This is a genomic window from Pedobacter sp. Leaf176, assembly GCF_001424305.1.
Lineage (GTDB): Bacteria > Bacteroidota > Bacteroidia > Sphingobacteriales > Sphingobacteriaceae > Pedobacter.
In genome coordinates this window covers 163,107-186,274 of sequence record NZ_LMPD01000008.1, presented here as the reverse complement: position 1 = coordinate 186,274, position 23,168 = coordinate 163,107, and the positions used below count along the sequence as shown (strand labels likewise).

Genomic DNA, 23,168 nt, shown 5'->3' with positions numbered 1-23,168 from the left:
CCGAGAAAAGCCTTTACGTTCATTAAGTCATATTATATATATAATATGCAAAATCTTATATATTCTTTGTATATTGCAGATAACAAAGTATATATACTTTGTTATCATAGTAAGTAATATCCTCAACAAACTCCAAATTGTTTCCATTCTTATCCCTAGCTAACTTGACATTGTCATTTTAAATCATTAACTTTGTAATACCAAAAGTATATATACTTTTGGTAGTTGACAATAAATGTAGAATCTCCTTCTACGTAACTCACAGCAGGATTTCTAATTGAAGGGTCTCCAGATATTTACTTCCTACTTAATTACCATAGATCAGTCTTAATTTCCGTCTTTATATTTTTTTTAAAAATTTCACAGGGTACCCCTGATTTTTCAAAAAAAATGTTGTAACTTTGATAGTAAGGTATATATACCTTACTATCTTTAAATAAAATAAATACCTATTATCTTTAATCCCCTCTTGACAATGTCATTTTAAATCATTAACTTTGAAATACAAAAAGTATATATACTTTTTGTAAAATATAAAAAATGGCTGGTATTTCACGATTTACGACTTCCTTAAAAAGCATCGTTAAGCAATTTACCGATAGCAACAAAAACATATTCACCTATTCAGAAATTGAGGGGATATTTGAAGATGGAAAGCAGTCATGGCGATTACCCCAATCGATGACAACCGATAAATTCTTAATGCAACTTATTGAGAAAACTGATTTTCGAGAAATCGAACTGAACTTTGCAAGTGTTGAATCTAGGAGGCTGTTCATGTATGGAAATGCAACACCTGAAGAGATTGCATCTGCATCATTTAATAAAGCCTATCTATCTCATTTTACAGCCTCAAGTATGAATGGTCTTACTGAACAAATACCAAAGACTATATATGTGACAGCCGAGCAATCAGCTAAGCACGAAATTGTGCCGGAGATAGCTAGACGTGGGTTAATCCAAGAAAATATTGACAAAGCTTTTAAAAAGCCACAACGAACGTCAGAGGCAATAGCAGATTGGGAAGGTATTAAAATCGTATTACTTAGAGGCAAGTCAACTGGCAACTTGGGTGTAAAATCTATAGGTTCAGCTAGAAACTTGCGTGTAACAGATATTGAGAGAACTCTAATTGACATGACAGTTAGACCCTCCTATTCCGGAGGAATATTTGAAGTCCTCAAAGCATACCAAAATGCAGGGGAAAACGGTAAAATATCTGTCAACAAACTATTAAGCTATCTCAAAAGAATGGACTTTATTTATCCTTATCACCAAGCAATAGGTTTCTATATGGAAAAATCAGGCGCATTTAAAGAGCAACAATTAGAAAAATTCAGGGAACTTATCGGAGAATATAAATTTTACCTTGGATACAATATGCAGGAAATGGAGTTTTCAGAAGACTGGAATATTTATTATCCAAAAGGACTTCGCTAATCCAATACATTTTCGAACAGGTCTAAAACGTAATCGAAGTAAAAATCAAATCCATTCTTTTTAACATCTTCGTCCTTAAGTGTATCGATCAGTCCCTCAAAATCCAGTCTATGGATATCTTTCATCGCCCTTATTTTTTTCAGGTAAGTATGGGGCACTTTTTTGGCGTCAAAAACATTCCCTAACACTTCCTTAAAAGATGATGATGATGCATCAAACGGAGCGTATTGCGTAAGTATATAAATATCATAAAAATCACGCGACCTAGCACGATCCTTTTCAGGTTTACTTTGCTGTAAAATATCGGTGGTATACTCGGGCAATTTCTGACAAAGTGCCCTGATTTTTTCGGCGACAATCAGCTCTGGAGCATACAACTGATATTGGATGTAGTCGATTTCCCTAGTTACAACATGGCCTCCTAAATATTCAAACTTACTGATATCGATGCTAAACTTAGGAGAACCACCCTGACTTAAAGGCAATGCAAACTTTGATCTGGCCAAACTCAAATCCCCATTAATCTCTTTAAATTTCTTCTCTTCCACAAGTTTGAAAAGAATATTATAGCCACCCCAGAACCCAAAGTTCTGAGTCTGTGTTTTAGGCCTGTCTATAAATTCGTAATCAAAGCATATATAACCATTTAAGGCAAAACCTTCAACTAATAGCTCTTCTATTCTAGACGCAACTTGATCCCTATCGGGAAAATCCTCTTCCAACGAATAATCTAAATCGTAAGATGCACGGTCTTCTAGACCATAACCTAGGCTAATAGCATTTCCTCCCTTGAGGATCAATAATTCATACAAATCATCATCTGAAACCAGCGATGTGATTACAATTTTCTTTATTTTGTTAATAAGGTCTAAATCAAGTTTGTTCGCCATATAAATTCGGAAGAGTCATTAAGGCTTCACCTGTAAAGATAGGATTATGTTCGCACAAAGAATCTATTAACTCTTTCTTCAAGATATATTTCAAAAAATTAGCCGAGAGTAGGGCAATGCTATTTTTATATTTAATTTTAATTATGGAGAAACAAATACTTGACGAACTGAAGGAATTAAGAGTGGCGCTAGTAAAATTGGTGGGCACAACGGACCTTCCTAAAAGCAAACAGCTATCATCCACGGTATTGGACAAGGCTGCGGATGAGTTTAAAAAACTGCAAAAGCAAAGCGATGGATGGTTAACAGAGCATGAGCTGGATAAGCATTTCAAAGATGTTTTTTATGGCGCTAGTAAATTCATACGAGAGGAGTTTGGATTCAGCAATTTCTTCATTAAGGGGAAATCACATTATTATAACAAGGCCGATATCCAAGCCTTGGCTAAAGACCTGAAAGCAAGGAACATTAACCTTAAAAGGTACATGGAACTCAAAGTAGATAAGGAAAATTTCAACAAAAAGATAGCCTCTGCCCTATCAAATAAAAAGCAACACAAGAACAGGCCTTACCTGCTAGAAGAAGAACTATCTGACATCAACACTTCCAATCCACCCAGACCTTCGGCTGAGATCATCAAGGAAGATCTAAAACGATTGGAAGAAGAGTTTTTTGAATATAAACTGGAAGAGTACATAGATATATACAAGGGAAATTATGCCATGGTCAAATTTGAATATCACTTTTCAAAATACATGAAAAGCGAAATAAAGTCGCGAACTAAAAAATGGTGCGAAAATTTCAATTACGCCAACAAGGAACTTGAACTATTGACCAGCAAAAAATCAAATTTCATTCCCGTAAAGGACGAAGAAAGATATCAACTTTAATGCTCGGCCCTCCTTCGGCGGACTTGTATCTTAAGCACTTCCGACTCCAGATACATTGCCTTTTTTCTGCCCTTGACCAATTGTGGCTTGACTATCCCGTCATTGATTGCCTTTAAAAAAACGGCATTGCTTGCTCCTGTTATTTTCAGTGCTCCTTCTTTTGTCAATAATTGATCCTGTTGTAGCGCACTTTTGAGTTCCTCTTTGATGATCGACCTCATTTTTTCGAAAAATTCATCCACCGTAATGGATTGCAGCAATATAGTCTCCATTTGATTATTGATTAATAACCTAAGATATAAATTTTCAATAGCATAAGAAATCCAACATTTATTTTAGGATGACTGAGTAATGGCTGAGTGTATAATAACAGGATCTTTTAAGGACTGATTATAAACTCCTTGCAAACAAATGGTTTTTAATGCAATATTATCCACTATTTCCCGCGACTCTGGTGAGAAATATGTAAATCACGAAATATTTACTGTCTGATTTGTGTAGAATCGTTGATTTGGAGTTTTAAATTTACTCATTAATTCCAATTAAAATAGAATCATATCTTCGTTTATTAGTCTTATCATTTTTTTGCTATCTGTAGGCAACCTAACGAGGTTTCAAAAGATGCTTTTTGATAGACTTCAACTAATTCGAAATACGTAGACAATAATATTCAGACATATTGCCTGATTTTCTTCATATGCTATCTGGCTGCAGCCCTGCTTGAGAATTTCCAGATTTCCCTTTCGTTCGGACACGCTTATTCTTTGCATTTTTTTTCCCTGCCGGCTGAGACTGCGTCTTTACTGGCTTGGCCCTTTGAGCGTTAAGAGAATCTATCGTTCTTTGTTTCCGGAGGATTTGTATCGCATTGTTTAGTGAATCAATCTTTACTTGTGACTTAGTTTTTGGAGGGTCACTTTTATTGACGAACCATATCCCCGATACCATGCCGATAAAAAATATACAGATGATAAAGTAGTGCATGGATGAAAATGATGACCGTTTGAGTCCTTTTGGCCTGGTAATGAACCAGATCATCAATACGAACAGACCCAGCCCGTAAGCAAAAAACAGGGTGAATGTTACTGCGTCACGCATATCAACCAGCTTCGAGAAGATCTGTATTTCACCAGAGACAAACATGACCAGCGCTGCGAATATCGAAAGTATCTCTATGTGCCGTTTGTCAGTTTTTTCAATCTCTTCTTTGACAACCTGGATATCCTTGTGGTCATTCTGAAGTAATTCCTGAACGTCATACATTGCATTGTATTTGGTAAGCCTGGACTTAAAGGTTTCCAATTCATCCTTGTATTCTGTGTATTCTAAAGGTAGCACAAAAGCTGACGAAACGAAACACTTATAGGTGTTGCCTAAACTGTCTGTGACGTCTGTTAATGCTGTCTGGTAATCGGCTTGGAAAGCAAGATATTCGGTTTCCTCACAGATTTCTGTGTTCAAGATCAATAGATCCAGATTTTCCTTATATTTTTCTTTTAAATTTTTAACTATTAATAAGCTTTTTTCATCGTTTTGCTTGAACTGGCGTTCAATTTCCGGGTCCAAAAATTCTTTGATAATTTTGTAGTAAGGAAAAAAATTACTGTTATTGAGGGAGTTCGCGCGACTGGTGTAAGATTTTAATTTCGCCTCCCAGTTGCTTAGGTTGATTTGCTTTTGCTTAAGTTCCAATGAAAACAAGTTGTTTTCTATATAACAAAAGGCAATATCATAGGCCCGTTTGTCAAAACTGCTCAGCGGCTGAACCATCAACTGGTCGTAAAGCAAACTGTACTTGGATTTCAGATCTAATAACGCTGGAATGTCCCGTTCCACATCTTTATATCTTTTAGTCAGCGCATGATATTCGTCAAGATTTAGTATTCCCGGAGCGTTTCCATTCTTAATTTTTGCAGCCGTCGATCGTGAATTGAAAGCTGGAATCGCCACATTTTTTCCATAATGACCTTTAATGATCTCGTTATATTTGGAAAATTGCGTAACCTCCTTCAGCTTAACTGTTTTATAATTGAAATCAATAACGTAATCAAACTTCTTTTTTGACTGGTGCAGCCTGAAAGAAAGTTTGTAAAGCAAGAATTCACATTTCACTTTAATTAGTTCTAGGTCCGGCCCCGCGAATATAGGTTTATTAAGCTGATGCAAGCTTAAAAGCAGACTTTTGAAGGTAGTTTTATCGTAACTCAACCGGTGATCAATCTCAGAAACAGTCACATTGATCTGGAACAGTTCAGCCAGCGTTATGGCCACGCTGACCATCCTGCTTCTTACTGTTCTGTTTTCATCCAGTTCGTGAAAGATCATACTGGATCCCGGCTGGTGTGTGATATGTCTTTCGACATGTTTGAGCAAAGACTTGTATTGCTGAAGGCTGTTTCTTATGGGTTGAAGAAATCCTTCGCTAAAAGTCTGTTGGTAAAGAACAAGCATATTTGGAAAGCCTGGAACATCAAATCCGACCAGTGAGACGATAAAAGTATCAATGGCAACTATTTTCGCATCCGCATCAGTCAAATCTCCAAGATACTCACCTGTAATTATCGAGAAATTAAGTTCCTTATAAAACTTGTTCGAAGCTGCGTTTAAGATATTTAAAATAGCAAGCTGGGCGTCTAACTTATTCTGATCACTGTTGATGTCATCTACCGCGATTGCGGTCGTTAATGGTATTGCCCAACCTGCGTGGAAGTCAGACTGCAATTGAGAGAGTACTTTATCCAGATGATGCATGTCAATTCAACCAGAAGATTTTAGGCTCGTTCATTATCATTTCCCTCGGTATTTTCATGGAATATTTTCCGTACTGCTGTGCTAGAGAAAAAACACTCTTCCAGGATTGCCAGCGGTGGCTCAAATCTACCAGGTCGAAGGCGCCCATTCTGACTAAATCCGCATTAACAAATTTCAATATCGCTACTGCCCCACTGATTTGATCTTGTACATCCTGCGTTACATCCTGCACCTGATATTCACCTGTGCCAGGTTTGGAATATAACGTGGTTTTGGTAATGTTGAAAAAAAGTGAGTTTTCCATTTGATCCTGAATGTCGCTTTCTACATGACCGTACGGCAATGCATAAAAATTATCGAAAGTTTCCAAAAGGGCTGGATTCTCTGGATCTGTAGATGCAGCGCATGTGAAAAACAGTAGTTTGGTGAGCTTTAGCTTGGAAAGGTCGTTATTTTCCAAATCACCACCCTGCTCAACATACCAATCAACAATTTGATTTACGAAATAATCAAAGGCAGTCAGTTTACTCATCAGTTAAGGTTGTTTAAGTAAAGATAGAATGTTTCCAAATTAAACCACAATTCCTGCCCCCAAGTTATCAACACCCTAAATACCTAAAAGTTTAGCGTGAGTAGTTAGTATTCGATTTGCAGAGAATGTAAAGCTAGGGATTTTTTGCTATAATTTTTAGCAAAAAAATAATAAACCTTGATTGTGGACAATTTTGAACTATACACTATAAAACCCCAAGATTAATTTATAGATTTTACTTACTTTCAGACATCCAATGGCTGAATTTTAATCTTGAATAAATACCTCAAAGGTCAGCGAGCTTTCAATACAGAACTGGCAATAAAGTTCACGTTTCATACCCCGGTAGATATTTAGCTAAAGGTTCAGCTCAAGAATGACCCCATTGCCCTGCAAGAGGCAGAAAAGGGTCATAAGTATGATTATAAAAAAGTATTAAAAACGACCTGAAAAAGTCATTTTTTAGATTAAGCAATCCGATTTGTCCATTAAAAAGCATAGGATACTTTTTGAGTTTTGAAGTATACTATTCCTTAAGTGTCGAGGTTAGCGTATGAAAAAAGTGTACGGTTTGCCTCAACAACTCGAGACTTTGGGGGCTGATTGCATCGGGATTGAAGTGCATGACATCATTCCTGATTTTTCGAACCTGCTCTAATTGTTTAGCCAACAGCCCCCTGTCAACATTTAGTTTGAGTTTCTCGAACTTCTTTGGGTCTTCAATCAACCTTACATATTGTCCGAAGGTTAAATCTGAAAGACTTTTTATCTCCTTAGGTTTTTCCTGATGCCCAGTTGTAAAGATATTAATATCCTCAGGTGTAAATTTGCGATCAAGCAGTCTTCTGATATGATTTTCTATTTGTTCAATAAAAAGGAATGGCTCGGCCATTGATATAAATTTTTCTCCAATATCAGTAGCGGTAACTATTCCACATATTGTTCTGTCTTTTTGCTTTACCAAAACGACTTCCTCATCAAGTATAAATTTTACAGCGTTAAAAAGCGGTTCTTCATAATCCAATACGGTAATCGAATCTTTACAATCACTAACCGTCACACATTGCTTTCCCAATGATAATGCCTTACCAATCGACCTCCAACTGATAACGCCCTCTACATCTCTAGGACCGTTCATTATTGGTAATTGGGAAAATTTATGAAGTATCATTAAAGTTGTCGCTTCCTGGATTGTACTGTCGCGTGTAACCGATATTAGCCCATTTCCCTTTCCAGCTTCTTGCAGCTTAAAAAGGTTTGCTGCATCAAGATTTCCCAATCTTGGTGTTGGGTCTGCTACATCATAGCTTTCGTCGGTTTTTCCTGCGCTGATTTTTTGCTTAGGCTTTATTTCAATTTCGCCATAAAACCATGCACTTGCAAAATCAGGCTCACATATCACTTCATAACGTTCAAGTAACTTATTGATTTCTTGTACTACACGCCATCCACGTCGTGCAACACCTAAATACTGTGTGGCGACAGATGGATAAGTTCTAATTGGCTTATGTGTTTTTTGAACTTCTGCGAGAATCTGTTCAAAGCTTTTATGTGGTTGCGTCATTTAGAATTTTGTTTTCCTTGACAATATATACAATATCCTCACGAGCCTTGGAATTTTTCTAAAATTTAAATTAATTATGAAAAAACGAACTAGAATACTTTAGCGGGGATGGTGAATACTTAGAACACTTAATGAGGTTTTTGGAGGTGTTAGGGGGAATTTCAAAGGATACCGTTGATATCTCTGATAAATCACAATGAAAGAGCATTGATTTACAGTGGCTTACGAAAATAAGTCATTAAGTAATTATAATTCAGCCATTTATAAGATGGATGTTTTACTATGGAGGCAACTTCAAAATAACTTCATTTTTGGTATGAATATATCTGGAATTTTATGACTAAAAAGGTTAACTCAATTATTATTGTTATGATTCAAAGTATTCGGTAATCAACTGTAAAACTTTGCTACGGTTCTTTACTATCAACAGCATTTTAGATAAATTTTCGGTAAGCTTTTCATTAACTATCGCTCGCTCGTAGCGCATACATAAGGCATCCAAAACATTAACGACAATTTGTTCCTTCAATTTCTCTTTTTCCAAGATATACGAATGTGCTTTTGAATAAATGGACATAATAAACCCTGCTGCAGTAACCATTGCATGTTCTAGGGTTAGGTTACCTGCGCTCAATCCTTTAATTGCAATATTCTACGGGGCAACTAGATGGTTTCTGGTAAACGCTGCACATTCTGACAATATTCCAATCGTTACCGGTATCAACTTTTGATTCAGTTGAATTAGCGCAAATACAAATTCCTGGTATTCAACGAACGAAATTAATTTCATCCTATATAATCCGAATAACAATTGGAAGGTGCAAATTCCCTCCACTGTGGCTTCATACTTTGCAATACTTATAACGCTTGATTCCTCGCGAATAATAAACCTGGTTTCGAATCAATATAAATTACTTAAATCACTAGGTATCCCTAAGACAATACCCTTATTCATCTTTTCCAATTCTAAAACTTTGTATCGCGGTGAATCGAGACAAGATTTAGGCAATAAAAATTATATAAAAAATTTAGGCTTTATGGCAATTTAGGTTTAATAAAAAAATGAATGCCTTTACGGTTCACGGCTCAACTGTTTGATGCAGGGAAATGATGAAGTATGCGGTTTTCCGATCCTTCGCTACCTATCATGAATGCATGTGTGATTATAAAAAACAGGAACTCACTGAGTGTGAACCACCCTATCATCCCGGCCAGGCCAGCCGCATTACCCTGGTGGGACTTAGGGTTAACGGTTGAGGGGTTTGGCATTTTGCATAAATGTCCTTTTTCATTTTCAGAAAAAGGAGCAAGCGGAAGTTGGGCTACGCCCTACTTTGCTTGCCCCATGCTTCGCAATGGGGGTTTCGAGAACCCTCCAGGGGTTCTCGTCTGTTTTTAAGTATGATGAATGGGGAAATTGGAATTCCCATAAGGGTGTAATGTTTAGCTAAGAATTGATTTGTTTATGAAGGAGATATTGAGAACGGTAAAATATTCTATTCAGGATGATGTGAAATTTGAAAAGATTGCTTTAAAACTGGGCAGGTCCAAGCGGCTGCTTTTCTCGCAGATGCTCGACTATTTCTACCGGAGCAAAAAAGACCCGACTGACCTTAATGATGAATTGCTGAAAAATACCATCCTAAAAGGTCAGAAGGAGTACATCGGCTTTATTAAGGTTCAGGAGAAGGAGCTCCTTATTCCCATCAAACGGGATTCGGCGAGGATGATTGAAGCGATGAAGATGATAATTGACCGCTTCAATGTTGAGGTATTAAAGCGTAATGAGGAGCTGCTTGAAAACCAGTCGGCACAGGCGAAGAGTTTGTCCGCTTTGAAAGAGGTGGCTTATAATATTGAGCTGAAGATGGGGAGTAAAGAAAGGCTGAAAAAGAGTGTTATGCTGATACTAAATAGCTACATCAGGGAAAGGGAAAGTATGGGGATGATGACTTCAGCAAGGGAAAAAGAAGAACTGGCCGAACAGACACGAAGGCAAATAGAACTGCTTTAATATGTACATCAATATTACCGATAGCGCGAGCTCGAACAATAGGGGCAGCAGCAGGGAACTGGTACACTACCTTGAAAAGGAGAACAGGATTGATGAGAAAAAAGACCTGGAGCTTTGGTTCAATCATAGCGGAAAAAGGATTGAGTCCTATGAGGTTCGTAGCGCCCTTGATGGTAACATCGCAAAGCTCTGCAAGGCCAATGCAAAGTTTTTCCTGGTTAACATCAGCCCCAGCCAAAAGGAACTGAAATATCTTGAAGAGCGCTATGGTAAAAAGGAGATGAATCAACAGCTGAGGAAATATGCAGAAAAGGTAATGGACGAATATGCGAGAAATTTCAAGCGTGAAGGCATCAGTTCCGCCAAAGACCTGATGTGGTTTGGTAAGATAGAACACCATCGCTATTACAGTTTTAAGGATAAGGAAGTGTTGAATGGTGAGCGGAAACGTGGTGAACGCAAAGAAGGCGACCAGATGCACATTCAGATTATCGTAAGCCGAAAGGATGCCAGCAACAAAATCAAGCTGAGCCCGATGAACAACTCAAAGGGAAAGAATGAAGCCCATTCCAGGAAACTCGGGCAGTTTAACCGTGTGGCTTTTAAGCAATCCGGGGAGGTGATTTTTGACAAGCTTTTTGGTTTTGACAGGGAATTAAAGGATGCTTTTGCTTATGCCAATGTCCATAAGAACGGTAGCCTTTTGCAAAAAGAACAAATGGATATCCTGGAACGCTCATCGGGGCAGCGGGATAGTTTAGAGCGGATTAATGCGCAGGCTAGAAATGTTTCCGATGGCCGCTTTCTTTCAGTTGCGGATATGGTAAAGGAAACCGGGCAATCTGTTAGTAGCTTTATTGAAGCGCTCTTAGAACCCTCGCATCCGGCAGAACCGGACGTGAATCCGGTTGAGGATGCTGAACGGAAAAGGCGCCGATTGCAAGCGCAGCAGGATCAAGGGCTTGGGCGATAAGCTGAGGTTTCCCCCCCCGCACATTTGCGGCCTGCAAAAACGCCCGGCCCGCAAACCCTTTCTGTTTTTGTCCTTCTGCATATACGGAGAAGCTTGGTTAGGGAATACAGCAGTCCCACATATTGCATGATGTCTTAAACATCTTGGTTTGAGTACAAGACGCCTCACCCTATGGCTTTGCAAACAGCCTCGAAAATTATTTGCTCTGTTTTTTGGATTACAATAGAGCGCTGCATCTGATTTTATTTAGGGAAGCCTTGAAACCTGTTAACCATAGATTCATCTCATAATGAATTAAAATATGCTTGTGAAGGCGTGCTCTTACCCCCTATTAAAAAAGTCAGTGAGCATCAAAATGTTGCTCACCCTATGGCTGTGCAGGCAGCCTCTTATTCTTTTTAAGTATTTTTCACCTGTAAAATGCTTATTTTATCTGTTAGTATGAAGCCTGCCATTACAATGGGCTGCTTTATCGGCTTCTGGGGACATTCACATCTTAAACTAAGGTTGGCAGCAACCTCTTTTTATCTTATTCCACGATTACCTGTATGCCTGCTTTTGCTGCCTTGTAGCTTATTTTTTCTTTCAGGCTGTAGCAGCTCCAGTTTTGCAGGAGGTAATGGTCTTCCTTTGCGATTTCTTCTTTCTCCTGCTGGTTGAGCAGTAGCAGTGTTGCGGCCTGGTGTTTTAAGCAAAAATCAATTAGCATCCTGCTGTAGACGTGGAGTTTTTGTTCCACGTAGCGTTTTTCCATATGCCGGTAGTCTTCCAGGCTTTTCATTTTCCGCTTTCGGCCATGGCCGCCGCTGTTAAAGGCAACTGCTTTTTTGACCCGGTTCACTGCGGCCTGTATGGCCAGCCTTCGGTGGAGGAATTCTTCCCTGTTGCCGATGGCGTGTTCGTGGTTACCGATTCTAACGGTTACCGGATGTTCTATGGACAGCGAGGCTTCAGCGATTATGGTCGCATCGAGAAAGTGTTGTTCTTTTTCAATTTGTATGGCGGCGAGTAAGAATATCTTTCCCTTGTCTAGTTGTATGGTACTGGTCCGGAGTTTTAAGGTTCCGCTCATGACCTTATCGAGCATGGTCTTTTTATCCGACCGGTCTTTTCCAAGATAGGTTTTAAATGGAATCTGGAAAAGCCTGAAGCTAAAATTCCGGTTGTCCGCTGTTCTGCTGAGTTTGGAAATGACTTCCGTACCAAAAGGCATCGGGATATTGCGTTTGTAGTTGCGAAGTGATTTTTCGCCTTTCCAGTAGGCATCTTTCTCTTTATTAAAATAAGCTATCAGGGTATTGTTAAGGTTGCTCAAAATATTCGTGGGGATTTGTCCTTTGAAATGATTGGACAGCAGTCTGTATGTGGTATTCTGGCGTGAGGAATTCAGTATGCCGTTCTCCTCTTTTGTTTCATCGGCTATTTTTAGTTTAATATCCTCGGTCAGGTAAAAGAAATCCTTTACCCGCTCCTGAACAAAATGATGGCTCATGATCATGTTGGCTGCACGGAAACAAATCCATTGCCAGTTGTACAGCTGATCTATTGCCTGTTTGACGACCTGCTTATCTTCGGAATCAATCAGCAACTGTATTTTTCGGGTAACGACTATGTTCCTGCTTTCCATATCATCTGATTTTTGTTTTCCGGATTTTAAGTGAAGCTGCGGCGAATGCCTTCTGAATGTATCCCTCCTCCAGGTTCAGGGCGCTGGCTATCTCGCTAAAACTGTACTGGAGTTCATAGCGCATCTGAAGAATCGTGGACTGCTCTTCGCTGACATCCCCTTCGAAGCTGAACCTGCTGGTTTTTTTTAGTTTACCTAGTTTTTCGGTATCGGCAATGATGGCTTTCAGGCATTCGAGCGTTTTCTCTACTTTTCTTGCGATCTGGTAGTCGGAGATGCCGCCGATATGCCAGGCCATCCGCCCATAATCAAAGGCGTATTTGATGCAGAGCCGGATAAAAAGCTGCTGGTCCTGGCCCAGGTTAGGGATGACCGCTTCTACTCGCTCCCATTGTTTTTGCTCTTCTTCCCCAGGCTCATGATGGTAAAAAATATCCGGTTCGTTTTCCATGGTGGGATCATAACTTCCCATAAAGTCCTGGTAGTTTTCAATTTCATCCAGCCGCAGCATGTTGCGATTGAACCTGTTGCCAGAGGTTTTGTAATAAGCCCTGCAGCCGTCAGTAGTTAGTTTTCTTACAAAAGTTTCGATTTGCTCAGGGCTGGTGATAATTTTTCGGGATAGCCAAAGCCTCAGGAATGCTTCATTTACGATACAACCCGCATTGACATCATCTTTTATGTACCTGAACCCATAGTAATATGCTCGAGGATATAATAGTTTATAGAAAAACTCAAGGCCCTTTTCGTTTCCATTTCGAAATTTTTCGAAATGAATAGCGTGGGCTTTCTTGAAATGTTGAATCGTAGATTCCATGATGGTCTCATTTAAAATATTTATAAACAGTTCGTTAAAGTGGATAACGACAAAATAAAGGGAGACCCATCTTTCATCTGGCGGCCTATGAGATGGGGCAGAATATTCCTTGAGTTAAGCTTTTCAAACATGGGTTCGTTCAGTAATTAATTTAATTTTACTTAAAACCAAGCCTGTAAGCTATTTTGGCTACACCTGCAAAAAGAGTAGCAAACATTACGACTTTTTAACCGGATTTGATTTAATCATTAAATAAGATTTTCGCTTCAAAGCATAAAGTCCATATGCTATCGGTTCACCATATGCTGTTGCATATGAGTTTATATGTTCATTAATAATTTTACAAAAACCAGCCCTTCCGCATAAAAATATGCGGATACGGGAAACCGTATTTGTTATTAGGAAAAAGATACTTACCTTGGGATTGCGAAAAACCATAGTAACTGCACCTTTGCCTAAACAATAAAGGGCTGGTACCAAGCTAAATTAACCCGCCGGGACTTTGTGCGCTCTCTTCACACTAGCCTCTGCTCTTTTGGGCTATATTTTAACTTGGAATTCTGGCAAGTATTACGATGGAGAACAAATGACGTTCTTTAATAATAGTTTTAGGGAATAATCACGAATCACTTCCTGGAAATGAATCATTTTGACGGCGGTTAATTTTTTCGTTTTCATAAACGGTTGTTTTTATGTAAAACGATGTACTACGAAGCAAGAAAAGCAAACCAAATTGGCAAACCAATAAGGCGAACCTCAATGCTTTTGAAACTGGTACCGTCAAGAACCGCTCAGAAATAAATCTGAGTTCCACAAAAGACTGACATGAAATTCGCCCTATTGAATAGTATATCAAAGATATAAATATCCAATAGAAATGGCGAACTCACGATCGGCTCATGTGGAAATTGACGGTTTCGTTTCATGAGAGACATCGTTAAAGCCAGGTTATCCCCGACTCTGTTTGTCGCTATAAATAACTGATAACAAATATAGTTAATTGATTATTAAAATCAAAATATTGACTATTAAAATCAATAATATAATCGAATGGCTGATTTAAATAGAATAAAAGTGGTGCTTGCCGAGAAGAAAATTTCTAATAAGTCATTGGCCGAACACCTTAATAAAAGAGAGGAAACGATTTCGCGATGGTGCCAAAACAAGCAACAACCATCAATCGAAGACCTTAATAAAATTGCAGAATTCCTGATATTGGATATCAGAGACTTATTAAATCCAAGTGATTGGAGCGGCAGTAAAGGTGAGGTATTTAAAAAGTGATTTACAATTAGAAGAATTTGAAAGTCTAATAAATGAAAAATAAGCAGATCTATATTTCAATTTTCTTTTCCGTTACGATACTCTTTTTTTCATGCCGACAAAATGAAAACAAACAAGCCGATTTTATACCAGATAGCTTAATTAAGGCAACGGAAGGAATTGCCATAGGTAAAGCGAAGTTTGGGATATCTGAAAAAGAATTTAACCAATTATATCCAGACTCACTTGTAGATTTAGACGGGAACCTATACAACGTTAGCACATACTTTGACAGTTCAAAAGCATTGAACAAAGTTTATCTAATTGATACCGCTACCATTGACAATACTAAGTTTGGTGAAGCGCTATTCGATAGAATGGATTTACTTAAACAACATTTTATGAAAACTTACGGCGTGCCACAATATGATAGAGGTTATCCAAAACAAGATAAGATGCAGAACGGAAAGGCCTTTGATGCGTACATGTGGAAAGTTGGAAAAAAGAAAATATTTGTCGGTATAGCGCTGGAAGAAACTGATCGAGGAAATATCTATTATGTAGTAGCGCATGTTGATAGAAAATAACTTTTGATAAAGCTCATTTCATTCTGCCTATAAACTCCTCAAAGTCTTTCCTTTGCTTAAGGTAGTCCTTATTCCAATATATCTACCGTTTTACGGGAAACCGTAAGTTAATTGATCTGGTTACATTAGCTTTGTACAGAGCCTATATGGGTACAAAAACTAATGATTTATTAATTTAAATTATTATGGAAGCAATCAAACCTAAACATCCTGATCTGAAACCGCACATTCATAAACCTAAGGATTAAGTTATTGGCATTAGGTTTTGCGCATCATGATAATAGCCCATTATAGTACAAATTGCTTTTAATGACATCAATTAATTGTGATTTATGTCAATAAAACAATAATTAGTCATCATTTGAACATAAATATTGATAGTTTAGTGAAAATAACTAAACCTAAATTAACCCTCATGAAATATTACCCTGTTTTGCTTTCGAAAGCTGGCGAATTAATTGCCTTAGAAAAACTTGCACAGAACGTTAAAAATAGTTCTGCACCTATCATCCAAGTTGTCGAAGATAACTTTACTTCTGTATCAGATCATCTAAAAAACAATTGGTCATTCGCAAATAATGAAGTTTTATTAGATTTTTCGTTGATCGATAGTTTGTCAGCTAAAATGCCAGATGTAACATTACTAATAAAGGACTCAGTCGCAAATGGAATAAATGTTATTCCTGTTATTGATTCCAACTCACCCATTGCGTATATTAACGCTGTTAGATCTTTAGTAAATCAGTTTAATCTTAAAGTATGTCTAAGAGAAATTAACCCATCTAATTTGATTTTGCTCAATTCAAAAGTTGCAAACATTTTAACTACTTTCTCTAGATCTGAATCACAAATAATTCTATTACTAGATCTAGGATATGTACAAGCGAGCAATTTCTCCGTGAAAGCTAATAACGTTGCTACGCTAATATCTGGCTTAATAAATGTCTCCAAATTCGATGCGATAGTTGTTGCGAGTGGATCTTTCCCAGAAAATCTTTCACCTTTTACTGCAAATCATGTTCATATAATAAGGCGTTATGAAAACGACATCTGGGATTATTTAACAATGCAAAATCTCCCGAAAAATCTAAGATATGGCGATTACGGGACGAAATATCCAACCTATACGAATGTGAGTTTTACTGGAACATGCAGTATAAAGTACACGACGGCTAAGACCTTTGCTATCTATAGAGGTGAACTCTCGCAAAACCATCCACTTGGAAATGCTCAGTATATACAGTTTGCAAAGCAATTAGTTTTGGCATCTTACTATTCTGGCTCATCCTTTAGTTGGGGAGATCAAAAAATTGAGACAATTTCTCTTCAATCACTCTCACCTCCACCTCGTTTAAAACCGGGTAACGCGAAGACATGGGTTGAGATAAGCCAGAATCACCATATAACATTATTAGAAAGTATTTTGTAGTTTTATATTCAAGGTAAGGCGGTTTATTAGCAATAGATTCTACGTCTTTAATAAAAATGAGCTAAATTTGAAGAAAAGTTGATTTATGACTGATGTTGATATCAGAATCATTCTGAAAAACAATTTGTTAAAAAATTATTACGAATGTTCCAATACTAAGGTTGTTGAAGAGCTTGAACTTCCTGTTGCAAAAGCAAGAATAGATATGGCAGTGATCAATGGTTATATGCATGGCTTTGAAATAAAAAGTGCAAGTGATACATTGAAAAGAATTCCGTCTCAAGTTGAAGCATATACTAAAGTATTTGACTACCTATCAATCGTTACGGAGGAAAAATATCAGAATAAATTACTTACAATGACTCCGAAGTGGGTAGGAATAATTATTTGTAATCGAGATGGTGAAACAACCTTAATTAGAAAAGCATTAATAAACAAAAAAAAACAATCATTTTTTCTTGCAAAGCTTTTGTGGAAGGGTGAATTACAACTACTACTGGCTAATAGTGGAGTAAAATTTAACAAATCAGATCGAAATTGGTTGCTATGTGAGGCCCTTGCCGAAAAATTCACGGTAAATGAGGTATCTGAATTAGTCAGAGAACAGCTTAGACTAAGAGTGAATTGGAAAGATTGTTAGAATTTAAGTAAGATTTAAGATTTTCTTGTTTGAGCTTACTTAATGATTTTAATGTTATAGATGGCGGATGAGACCGGAGATTTAAATTCTAGTGTTTGCAGGAAATAAATTAGCAGAAAATAGAAAACACAATATTGGCAAGCAACTATATTTCTCAATTTAAGAAAACGACTAGCAAATTCACCAAATCTGATTGAATACCAGTTCAATTTAACTAATGGAGAGTCATTTCGATAAACTAGGCAACCCTTAAGATTATGTATTCGATCTTACACTTGTAGACTTCCGGGCGTTGGATGATAATTCCAGCGGCGTTGTCGTGAGGGACCTTGCAAACGTTATTGCCGAAAACAAGAAGTTAATGGCAAGACTGCGCAATAGGACAATCTGGATCAATAGGAACCAGCATTTCATTCTAAACATTCAAATCGATCCCCGTAGCTTTCTCTGGTTCCAGTAAATCGTCCACTTGCCAATAATAAAACTTGGTTTACAAAGATTTATATCTTTATGATTCTTGGTGCAGGATAAAATTACTTCATTACATCCGTTTTCGCTACATTAGTGGTCAAGTGGCTCAAAAAGTAAAATACAAACGAACCATAAATTACCGTTCCTAGCTGAAGAATTTTCTTGAGTGATATAAATTAACAATGAAGATAACCCCGTTTTACATCAATCTACTTGAACTAAAAGGAATAAAAACCTATTCAAGAGAAACATCTCTCTCATTTTGCAAGGAGGATGGAACCATTTCCAAGTGGACACTAATACTTGGAGATAATGGTGTAGGAAAATCAACCTTGCTACAGTGCATCGCATGGATGAAACCCCTATTGCCGTATAACATGACTGAGGTAGGTGAAACATTTGTGGCATCTCCACTGATAAATGATGAGGAAAATGAAGTGCTGGAAAAGTTGGTCAGTAGAAAAAATGAAGGAGAAGGTACCTTGGAGATAAGAGGGCATTTTGTCGCTAATAGCATCCTTGGACAAAAAGCAAAAACCGGAACAACCGACAACTGTGAGACGGGAATAAAGATCGGCGTCAATGAACACCGTAAATTAGATCTTGTCGAGCCAAGTTTCCTAGCAGAAAATAAAAATGTGTTTTATGATGATGAAGTTCTTGTGTTTGGCTACGGTGCTTCAAGGACTATCGGCAAGCAAAATCTTAGCAACCCGAGGCTTTTTGATACCATACCCCAATTTATCAACGAGCGTACCGAACTTTACGATCCTGAGGAAATCTTGCATAGCATCAGATATGCTTCATTGGCATCTAAGAAGAAAGGAGATAGATTAAAATACGCTAAACTATTGGATGATATCAAAGAAATAATTGTTTCAACTTTACCCGATTTCGAGGAGATTGATAAATTCGAGATTTTGCCTCCACGTGTACTATTGTCAGATCCCGAAGGGGGAATAATCGTTACAACCAAGTATGGAAAAAAAATTCCTTTTGCTGACCTAAGCCTTGGATACCGTACCATTATGTCAGTAATCATCGATCTTTCATGGAGACTTTTCAATAAATATCAGGCACAATCTTCGAAGCCTTTGAACGAACCTGCGATTGTGCTTATTGATGAAATTGATCTTCACCTACATCCAATCTGGCAAGGCGAGATTATGCCTAAATTCTCACATCATTTTCCCAACATACAATTTATTGCCACCGCACATAGCCCTCTAATGCTACAGACTGCTTTAGAGTATAACTATGCTGTTGTCAGGTTTAATGATTCCGAAGATGCAGTAGAGATCTTAAACCAGCCGGATGGTGTTGATGGCTGGCGCGTTGACCAAATCTTGACCAGTGAGCTTTTCGGACTGGAGAGCGCCCGCGGCATACAATATGATAAGCTAATAAAAGACAGAAAAATTCTTTTGCAGAAGAAAAAATTGACAGACGCTGATAGCCGTTACCTTGAAGATATTGAAAAAAAGCTAAAAAAAGTTCCTGTGGGGGAAAATCCAGATGAAATAAAAAAACGAGACTATATCTCGGAACTATACAACAAAATACAGAACGGAGAAATCAAATTTGAATAATGATTAAGATTAACAGACCTCTCGCAATCCCTTTAAGACTTTCTGTTGAGGGGGCAGCCGCTGATCTTCAGAACCGAAACGACTACGATGCAAGCCCAGGAAGCTACACTTCTCTAATTATCGAGTTTGAAATTCTGAACAAAATATACGGCCATGTATCTGTAAAAAGCGCTCTCCGTGCAGCTCAGTTCAACAAATGCTGTTTCTGTGAAAAAGATCAGGTCGAAGAAGACGGAACAGTCGAACACTTTAGGCCAAAAATGGGCTTCAGGGAAAAACGGAAGGAGGCATTGGTCAAACCAGGTTATTATTGGCTGGGATATACCTGGACAAATCTGCTTTTCTGTTGCAGCAAATGCAATGGAGCACGATACAAAGGAAACCTGTTCCCTTTACGCGCTGGCTCCGCGCGAGCAAGGACACACAATGATGACCTAAGCCTTGAAGACCCTTATTTAATTGATCCCGCAAGCATAGACCCACGGGCGCACATTTATTTTGATGACGAAATGGTTAAATACAGAACTGACTATGGGCAAGAGACGATCCACATCCTTGGCTTGGATAGAACTACACTTAACGATTTTCGCAAAGCACTGATCCAGGACCTGAAATCAAGAATAATAACCATTAAAGCCCATAGATTTTGCACGCCAGCTCAAGTAGCAGAAGCAAAGCAGTTTCTACGGGACGCACAATTGCCAAGCGCAAAGTTTTCTGCTGCCGCAATTGATTTTATCGCTAAAGCAGGTGTTGCGTTAGATTGACGGCTAGCTTTTTTCCTTCAAATGTCAGCCCGGGATTTTTATAAAACGAGGAAATCTGTGAAATTTCCTTTCTGATATCCGCTATTCGGCCCCCAACAAATTCCCTGCATTCCGCAATATCCCTATTTGATAGGCTTGTATAAAAGTCTTTTATGGCACTAAAAACAAAAAGACCATGCAGAACTCCTTTCACCGGACGCTTTTCTTGCCTCCATGGAGAAAAATAGGTTTCGACTGTTTTATCAATAACTATTGGAACACTTCCCTCTAATAGCGTCAAATAAAGATGCATCGATTCGTGTATGATAGATTCGGCAAGTCGGAGCGCTGCCAATGGTGTCTTCTCCAAACCTACTGATACAAATATGGTAAAAGGGATATCTGGATGACTATAGCTGATATCATATTCCGGTTCAAATACCCTTAAAGCCTGTAGCGATTTAAGAACAGGCAAAATTGTAGCGTATAGTTGAGGAACCCTTTTTACAAAATGCATTGCCGCTAATAATTTTTCCTTAACATCAAACTTAATATATTCCCGCTCCGTAAGACATTCAAGGCCATGCTCTAAATAAAAGCTTTCCATATCTCCTGAAGGAAGTTCCAAAGAAAAAGGCAGAGATTCCGCGCCCGGAGCTAGGATTATATGTTCAACAGCCCGCTTCTTTAAATAAGCACACCGTGTACTGTAAGATTCATCACCTATCAAAATTTTTCTATTTCCCAATTCCAGCATCTTCGATTCTGCTAGATGCATCGAAATAACAGGATTCCACGGAATTTCTCCGGGTTCAAGCAAAAAATTGATATCTAAGATATTGCTCATGCTTCATTGAAAGTATAAACTAGCGTATAACGCTCGAAATCATGCACAGTTGAAACAGCATGATAGGACTTTTGAGATATCTCAAATCCGATAGCGGAATTATGAAGCGGCTGCACGACTGTAGCGACATCCTGAGGGCTCTTAGAATTAAAGAGCATCAAAAATCCTCCCCGATCCTGTTGCCAATCACGGTTTAGCTGGATCACCAACCTATGACTCTCCTTTTTCCCAATAAAATCATTATGAACACCCATTCGGTGCCCATCAAGAAGTTTGTGGGCCGTAAGACCAACCAGATCAAGATTTGAAACTGTGAAGTGCTCTATCAAAAGGGTTCTGATTCGCTCTACTATTGGCTCTTCAAGTAAGGAATCCATTTTCGTAGGCAATTCACCATCCATCAGACTGAATTCATATTGCGTGTAAAAGCTGGTCTCGGTCAGAAACCACTTATCGGTCTGTTCGAACCACTTCAATATCTCTTCTGCAAATCCTTCTTCAAAAACAGCAGATATAGCAAAATGCGGAAACGGCTGGGTTGCGGATGCTACTCCTTCCAATGCCAAAGATTGATTAGACATACCGTTCTATTAACTTATTAATTCTGTTCTGCATCGCCTCAATCAGGTAAATCTGATCTGAACAATACACCGAAGGGTTATCAAAACCAGATTTTTCGCTCCATCGGTGCAAGATCATTCCGCCACCACAAAGATCCAGTTTTGGACAGGACCGGCAGCGGGCATGCACCGGACGCTGCATTTTTTTATATTCCAAAAATCCTTCAGAATGAATAAAAGGAATCAATGATCCTTCTTTAACATTTACCGGCTCCTCAAACCTGTCCGCCCCATTATAGGAGCTTTTCAAGGTATCATTTTTCATTACTGTACCATCGGTATCGATAATAAGAATCCCGAAATCCGTCAAACCTATTCCCTCTTTTGATACAGCGCCGCCAAGCAGCACCTTCATCATATCATCGAGCACCCGTATCGGCAGTGGTTCAGGATCAGACAAGTATTGATCCATCAAACGCACCATCCAGTCTCCATATTCTACAGAAAACAAAGACTGCTTTCCAAGGGGAAGCCTATCGTGGTTTCCGTCCTTGCAGAGAAAATCAACGCTGGGTGCTGCTAGTGATTTAAAAAAATGATAGATTTCTAAGGGGTCAGAACTGGGGTCTATAACAGCAAGCAACCCCGCATTTAAAAATGATGCACCGCGATGTTTTGATAAAGTTTTTATTCCCCTAAGCACCTTCGCAAATGTTCCCTCTCCGGAATGTCCTACCCTAAAACGGTCATGGATATGTTCCGGTCCATCAATGCTCACCGCTACACTAGCGTGGAACTGCAAGCAGATATCCAGGATTTCATCTGAAATCAAAATGCCATTGGTCTGGATGCTGATCGGGTATCGTTCTGGTAAAACTTCCCGGAGAGCTTCTAAAAGTTCAAACAACCTTCGTTTACCCAAAAGAAAGGGTTCTCCACCATGTAAAACCACACTAAAGGGCTTTTCCTGCTGGGAAACAAGTTGGGAAAAGGACCCGCACATGGCGGCAATGGTTCCGCTATCCATAAACTTGGACATACGTGACCAGTTATCATCACCCATATGATAAACATAGCAGTAGGTACAGTTAATATTACATCTGCTTGCTACCTTCACTAATACGGTGTCCACTTCGCTTTCTGGAGCGACTTTATCTACCACGGTTATGGCGGTTGTGCGTCCTATTATAAGCATTTATCTGATTGGCACCTTCAAAGTCAATCTCACCGATCAGTCTTCTCAATACAGCATTGTCCATTTTGGATGGATCTATCGTTAACGGCTCTTTTAAAAAAACCTTCTCAGTATTTAAATTGCTGATATTCAATTGTTCCATATATTGCTTGATTTCGGGTAAAGTTATAAAAAAAAATAGCCCGAAATTAAATTATTCACAAATCATTAATTATCAATATTTTGTATAGGATTTTGCTAAAATATATACCGTACAGCATTTTTATCAAAACAACCTTTTTAGTCAAATTAATTACCTAATAATCAATTTAATATGATTACATCTTTTAAGATTATAACCTAC

Annotated in this window: 22 protein-coding genes; 10 read left to right on the top strand and 12 right to left on the bottom strand. The window is 38.3% G+C overall.

The window, feature by feature from the left end:
* The first annotated feature begins 540 nt into the window (after positions 1-540).
* Positions 541-1,440 (top strand): hypothetical protein, encoded by a 900-nt coding sequence (locus ASF92_RS20665; protein WP_056097631.1) that lies wholly within the window; start codon positions 541-543, stop codon positions 1,438-1,440.
* Here ASF92_RS20665 and ASF92_RS20660 read toward each other — a convergent pair.
* Positions 1,437-2,330 carry a nucleotidyl transferase AbiEii/AbiGii toxin family protein gene (locus ASF92_RS20660; protein ID WP_056097629.1) on the bottom strand — a complete coding sequence of 298 codons (894 nt, stop codon included), beginning with the start codon at positions 2,328-2,330 and terminating at the stop codon, positions 1,437-1,439. The two genes, ASF92_RS20665 and ASF92_RS20660, sit on opposite strands and share 4 nt — an antisense overlap.
* Positions 2,331-2,473: 143 nt before the next feature.
* On the opposite strand from ASF92_RS20660, the gene ASF92_RS20655 reads away from it, so the two are divergent.
* Positions 2,474-3,220 carry a hypothetical protein gene (locus ASF92_RS20655; protein ID WP_056097628.1) on the top strand — a complete coding sequence of 249 codons (747 nt, stop codon included), beginning with the start codon at positions 2,474-2,476 and terminating at the stop codon, positions 3,218-3,220.
* Here the strand turns inward: ASF92_RS20655 and ASF92_RS20650 are convergent.
* The 5 genes from ASF92_RS20650 to ASF92_RS20630 all read right to left on the bottom strand — a co-directional run bounded on the left by ASF92_RS20650 (position 3,217) and on the right by ASF92_RS20630 (position 8,701).
* Complete coding sequence (locus ASF92_RS20650) at positions 3,217-3,492, bottom strand: hypothetical protein (protein WP_056097627.1); 276 nt, start codon at positions 3,490-3,492, stop codon at positions 3,217-3,219. The two genes, ASF92_RS20655 and ASF92_RS20650, sit on opposite strands and share 4 nt — an antisense overlap.
* 421 nt (positions 3,493-3,913) lie before the next feature.
* Complete coding sequence (locus ASF92_RS20645) at positions 3,914-5,971, bottom strand: hypothetical protein (RefSeq protein WP_056097626.1); 2,058 nt, start codon at positions 5,969-5,971, stop codon at positions 3,914-3,916.
* A gap of 1 nt (position 5,972) precedes the next feature.
* Positions 5,973-6,503: a type II toxin-antitoxin system antitoxin SocA domain-containing protein gene (locus tag ASF92_RS20640; RefSeq protein ID WP_056097625.1), complete on the bottom strand. Its 531-nt coding sequence runs from the start codon at positions 6,501-6,503 to the stop codon at positions 5,973-5,975.
* Between the two features lie 526 nt (positions 6,504-7,029).
* Positions 7,030-8,067 carry a CBS domain-containing protein gene (locus tag ASF92_RS20635; protein ID WP_056097624.1) on the bottom strand — a complete coding sequence of 346 codons (1,038 nt, stop codon included), beginning with the start codon at positions 8,065-8,067 and terminating at the stop codon, positions 7,030-7,032.
* A gap of 367 nt (positions 8,068-8,434) precedes the next feature.
* Entirely contained in the window at positions 8,435-8,701 is a 267-nt protein-coding gene (locus ASF92_RS20630; protein WP_157264016.1) for a hypothetical protein, read from the bottom strand.
* Between the two features lie 831 nt (positions 8,702-9,532).
* Between ASF92_RS20630 and ASF92_RS20620 the strand changes: the two genes are divergently transcribed.
* Together ASF92_RS20620 and ASF92_RS20615 are read left to right on the top strand one after the other, a co-directional pair.
* A complete protein-coding gene (locus ASF92_RS20620) occupies positions 9,533-10,081 on the top strand; it encodes a BfmA/BtgA family mobilization protein (RefSeq protein WP_056097621.1) in 549 nt (182 codons plus the stop codon).
* Position 10,082: 1 nt separating this feature from the next.
* Positions 10,083-11,054 carry a DUF5712 family protein gene (locus tag ASF92_RS20615; RefSeq protein ID WP_056097620.1) on the top strand — a complete coding sequence of 324 codons (972 nt, stop codon included), beginning with the start codon at positions 10,083-10,085 and terminating at the stop codon, positions 11,052-11,054.
* 529 nt (positions 11,055-11,583) lie between these two features.
* Here ASF92_RS20615 and ASF92_RS20610 read toward each other — a convergent pair.
* On the bottom strand, positions 11,584-12,681 hold the full coding sequence (locus tag ASF92_RS20610; RefSeq protein WP_056097619.1) for a hypothetical protein: 1,098 nt from the start codon (positions 12,679-12,681) through the stop codon (positions 11,584-11,586).
* Between the two features lies 1 nt (position 12,682).
* Complete coding sequence (locus tag ASF92_RS20605) at positions 12,683-13,498, bottom strand: RNA polymerase sigma factor (RefSeq protein ID WP_056097618.1); 816 nt, start codon at positions 13,496-13,498, stop codon at positions 12,683-12,685.
* Between the two features lie 1,050 nt (positions 13,499-14,548).
* On the opposite strand from ASF92_RS20605, the gene ASF92_RS20595 reads away from it, so the two are divergent.
* The 6 genes from ASF92_RS20595 (at position 14,549) to ASF92_RS20570 (ending at position 20,244) form a co-directional block, all read left to right on the top strand.
* Positions 14,549-14,782: a helix-turn-helix transcriptional regulator gene (locus ASF92_RS20595; RefSeq protein ID WP_056097616.1), complete on the top strand. Its 234-nt coding sequence runs from the start codon at positions 14,549-14,551 to the stop codon at positions 14,780-14,782.
* Between the two features lie 32 nt (positions 14,783-14,814).
* Positions 14,815-15,348, top strand: coding sequence for a hypothetical protein (locus ASF92_RS20590; RefSeq protein ID WP_056097615.1), 534 nt, complete (start codon positions 14,815-14,817; stop codon positions 15,346-15,348).
* A 415-nt stretch (positions 15,349-15,763) separates the two neighbouring features.
* Positions 15,764-16,777: a beta family protein gene (locus tag ASF92_RS20585; protein WP_056097614.1), complete on the top strand. Its 1,014-nt coding sequence runs from the start codon at positions 15,764-15,766 to the stop codon at positions 16,775-16,777.
* 85 nt (positions 16,778-16,862) lie between these two features.
* Positions 16,863-17,417, top strand: a complete 555-nt coding sequence (locus ASF92_RS20580) for a sce7726 family protein (protein WP_056097613.1) — start codon at positions 16,863-16,865, stop codon at positions 17,415-17,417.
* A 653-nt stretch (positions 17,418-18,070) separates the two neighbouring features.
* Entirely contained in the window at positions 18,071-19,477 is a 1,407-nt protein-coding gene (locus ASF92_RS20575; protein ID WP_056097612.1) for an AAA family ATPase, read from the top strand.
* Positions 19,477-20,244, top strand: coding sequence for a hypothetical protein (locus ASF92_RS20570; RefSeq protein ID WP_056097611.1), 768 nt, complete (start codon positions 19,477-19,479; stop codon positions 20,242-20,244). The genes ASF92_RS20575 and ASF92_RS20570 overlap by 1 nt, the downstream gene beginning before the upstream one ends.
* Here ASF92_RS20570 and ASF92_RS20565 read toward each other — a convergent pair.
* The 4 genes from ASF92_RS20565 to yhhA are packed head-to-tail and all read right to left on the bottom strand — an operon-like array spanning position 20,219 to position 22,967.
* On the bottom strand, positions 20,219-21,070 hold the full coding sequence (locus tag ASF92_RS20565) for an HEXXH motif-containing putative peptide modification protein (protein WP_056097610.1): 852 nt from the start codon (positions 21,068-21,070) through the stop codon (positions 20,219-20,221). The genes ASF92_RS20570 and ASF92_RS20565 overlap by 26 nt on opposite strands.
* Positions 21,067-21,651 (bottom strand): cyclophane-containing peptide 2OG-Fe(II) oxygenase YhhC, encoded by a 585-nt coding sequence (gene yhhC / locus ASF92_RS20560; RefSeq protein WP_056097609.1) that lies wholly within the window; start codon positions 21,649-21,651, stop codon positions 21,067-21,069. Before yhhC ends, ASF92_RS20565 begins: the two co-directional genes overlap by 4 nt.
* On the bottom strand, positions 21,644-22,792 hold the full coding sequence (gene yhhB, locus ASF92_RS20555; RefSeq protein WP_197413352.1) for a cyclophane-forming radical SAM/SPASM peptide maturase YhhB: 1,149 nt from the start codon (positions 22,790-22,792) through the stop codon (positions 21,644-21,646). Before yhhB ends, yhhC begins: the two co-directional genes overlap by 8 nt.
* Entirely contained in the window at positions 22,782-22,967 is a 186-nt protein-coding gene (yhhA, locus tag ASF92_RS21310) for a YhhA family cyclophane-containing RiPP (protein ID WP_197413351.1), read from the bottom strand. The genes yhhB and yhhA overlap by 11 nt, the downstream gene beginning before the upstream one ends.
* Positions 22,968-23,168: the final 201 nt, after the last annotated feature.

What these genes read in the sequence shown, in the direction of transcription:
- ASF92_RS20640 (WP_056097625.1), bottom strand. Translation starts at nt 6,503, where the DNA reads ATGAGTAAACTGACTGCCTTTGATTATTTCGTAAATCAAATTGTTGAT.
- ASF92_RS20585 (WP_056097614.1), top strand. Translation starts at nt 15,764, where the DNA reads ATGAAATATTACCCTGTTTTGCTTTCGAAAGCTGGCGAATTAATTGCC.
- ASF92_RS20580 (WP_056097613.1), top strand. Translation starts at nt 16,863, where the DNA reads ATGACTGATGTTGATATCAGAATCATTCTGAAAAACAATTTGTTAAAA.
- ASF92_RS20665 (WP_056097631.1), top strand. Translation starts at nt 541, where the DNA reads ATGGCTGGTATTTCACGATTTACGACTTCCTTAAAAAGCATCGTTAAG.
- ASF92_RS20595 (WP_056097616.1), top strand. Translation starts at nt 14,549, where the DNA reads ATGGCTGATTTAAATAGAATAAAAGTGGTGCTTGCCGAGAAGAAAATT.
- ASF92_RS20620 (WP_056097621.1), top strand. Translation starts at nt 9,533, where the DNA reads ATGAAGGAGATATTGAGAACGGTAAAATATTCTATTCAGGATGATGTG.
- yhhC (WP_056097609.1), bottom strand. Translation starts at nt 21,651, where the DNA reads ATGTCTAATCAATCTTTGGCATTGGAAGGAGTAGCATCCGCAACCCAG.
- ASF92_RS20565 (WP_056097610.1), bottom strand. Translation starts at nt 21,070, where the DNA reads ATGAGCAATATCTTAGATATCAATTTTTTGCTTGAACCCGGAGAAATT.
- ASF92_RS20615 (WP_056097620.1), top strand. Translation starts at nt 10,083, where the DNA reads ATGTACATCAATATTACCGATAGCGCGAGCTCGAACAATAGGGGCAGC.
- ASF92_RS20570 (WP_056097611.1), top strand. Translation starts at nt 19,477, where the DNA reads ATGATTAAGATTAACAGACCTCTCGCAATCCCTTTAAGACTTTCTGTT.
- yhhA (WP_197413351.1), bottom strand. Translation starts at nt 22,967, where the DNA reads ATGGAACAATTGAATATCAGCAATTTAAATACTGAGAAGGTTTTTTTA.
- ASF92_RS20575 (WP_056097612.1), top strand. Translation starts at nt 18,071, where the DNA reads ATGAAGATAACCCCGTTTTACATCAATCTACTTGAACTAAAAGGAATA.
- ASF92_RS20660 (WP_056097629.1), bottom strand. Translation starts at nt 2,330, where the DNA reads ATGGCGAACAAACTTGATTTAGACCTTATTAACAAAATAAAGAAAATT.
- ASF92_RS20650 (WP_056097627.1), bottom strand. Translation starts at nt 3,492, where the DNA reads ATGGAGACTATATTGCTGCAATCCATTACGGTGGATGAATTTTTCGAA.
- ASF92_RS20635 (WP_056097624.1), bottom strand. Translation starts at nt 8,067, where the DNA reads ATGACGCAACCACATAAAAGCTTTGAACAGATTCTCGCAGAAGTTCAA.
- ASF92_RS20605 (WP_056097618.1), bottom strand. Translation starts at nt 13,498, where the DNA reads ATGGAATCTACGATTCAACATTTCAAGAAAGCCCACGCTATTCATTTC.
- ASF92_RS20590 (WP_056097615.1), top strand. Translation starts at nt 14,815, where the DNA reads ATGAAAAATAAGCAGATCTATATTTCAATTTTCTTTTCCGTTACGATA.
- ASF92_RS20645 (WP_056097626.1), bottom strand. Translation starts at nt 5,971, where the DNA reads ATGCATCATCTGGATAAAGTACTCTCTCAATTGCAGTCTGACTTCCAC.
- ASF92_RS20610 (WP_056097619.1), bottom strand. Translation starts at nt 12,681, where the DNA reads ATGGAAAGCAGGAACATAGTCGTTACCCGAAAAATACAGTTGCTGATT.
- ASF92_RS20655 (WP_056097628.1), top strand. Translation starts at nt 2,474, where the DNA reads ATGGAGAAACAAATACTTGACGAACTGAAGGAATTAAGAGTGGCGCTA.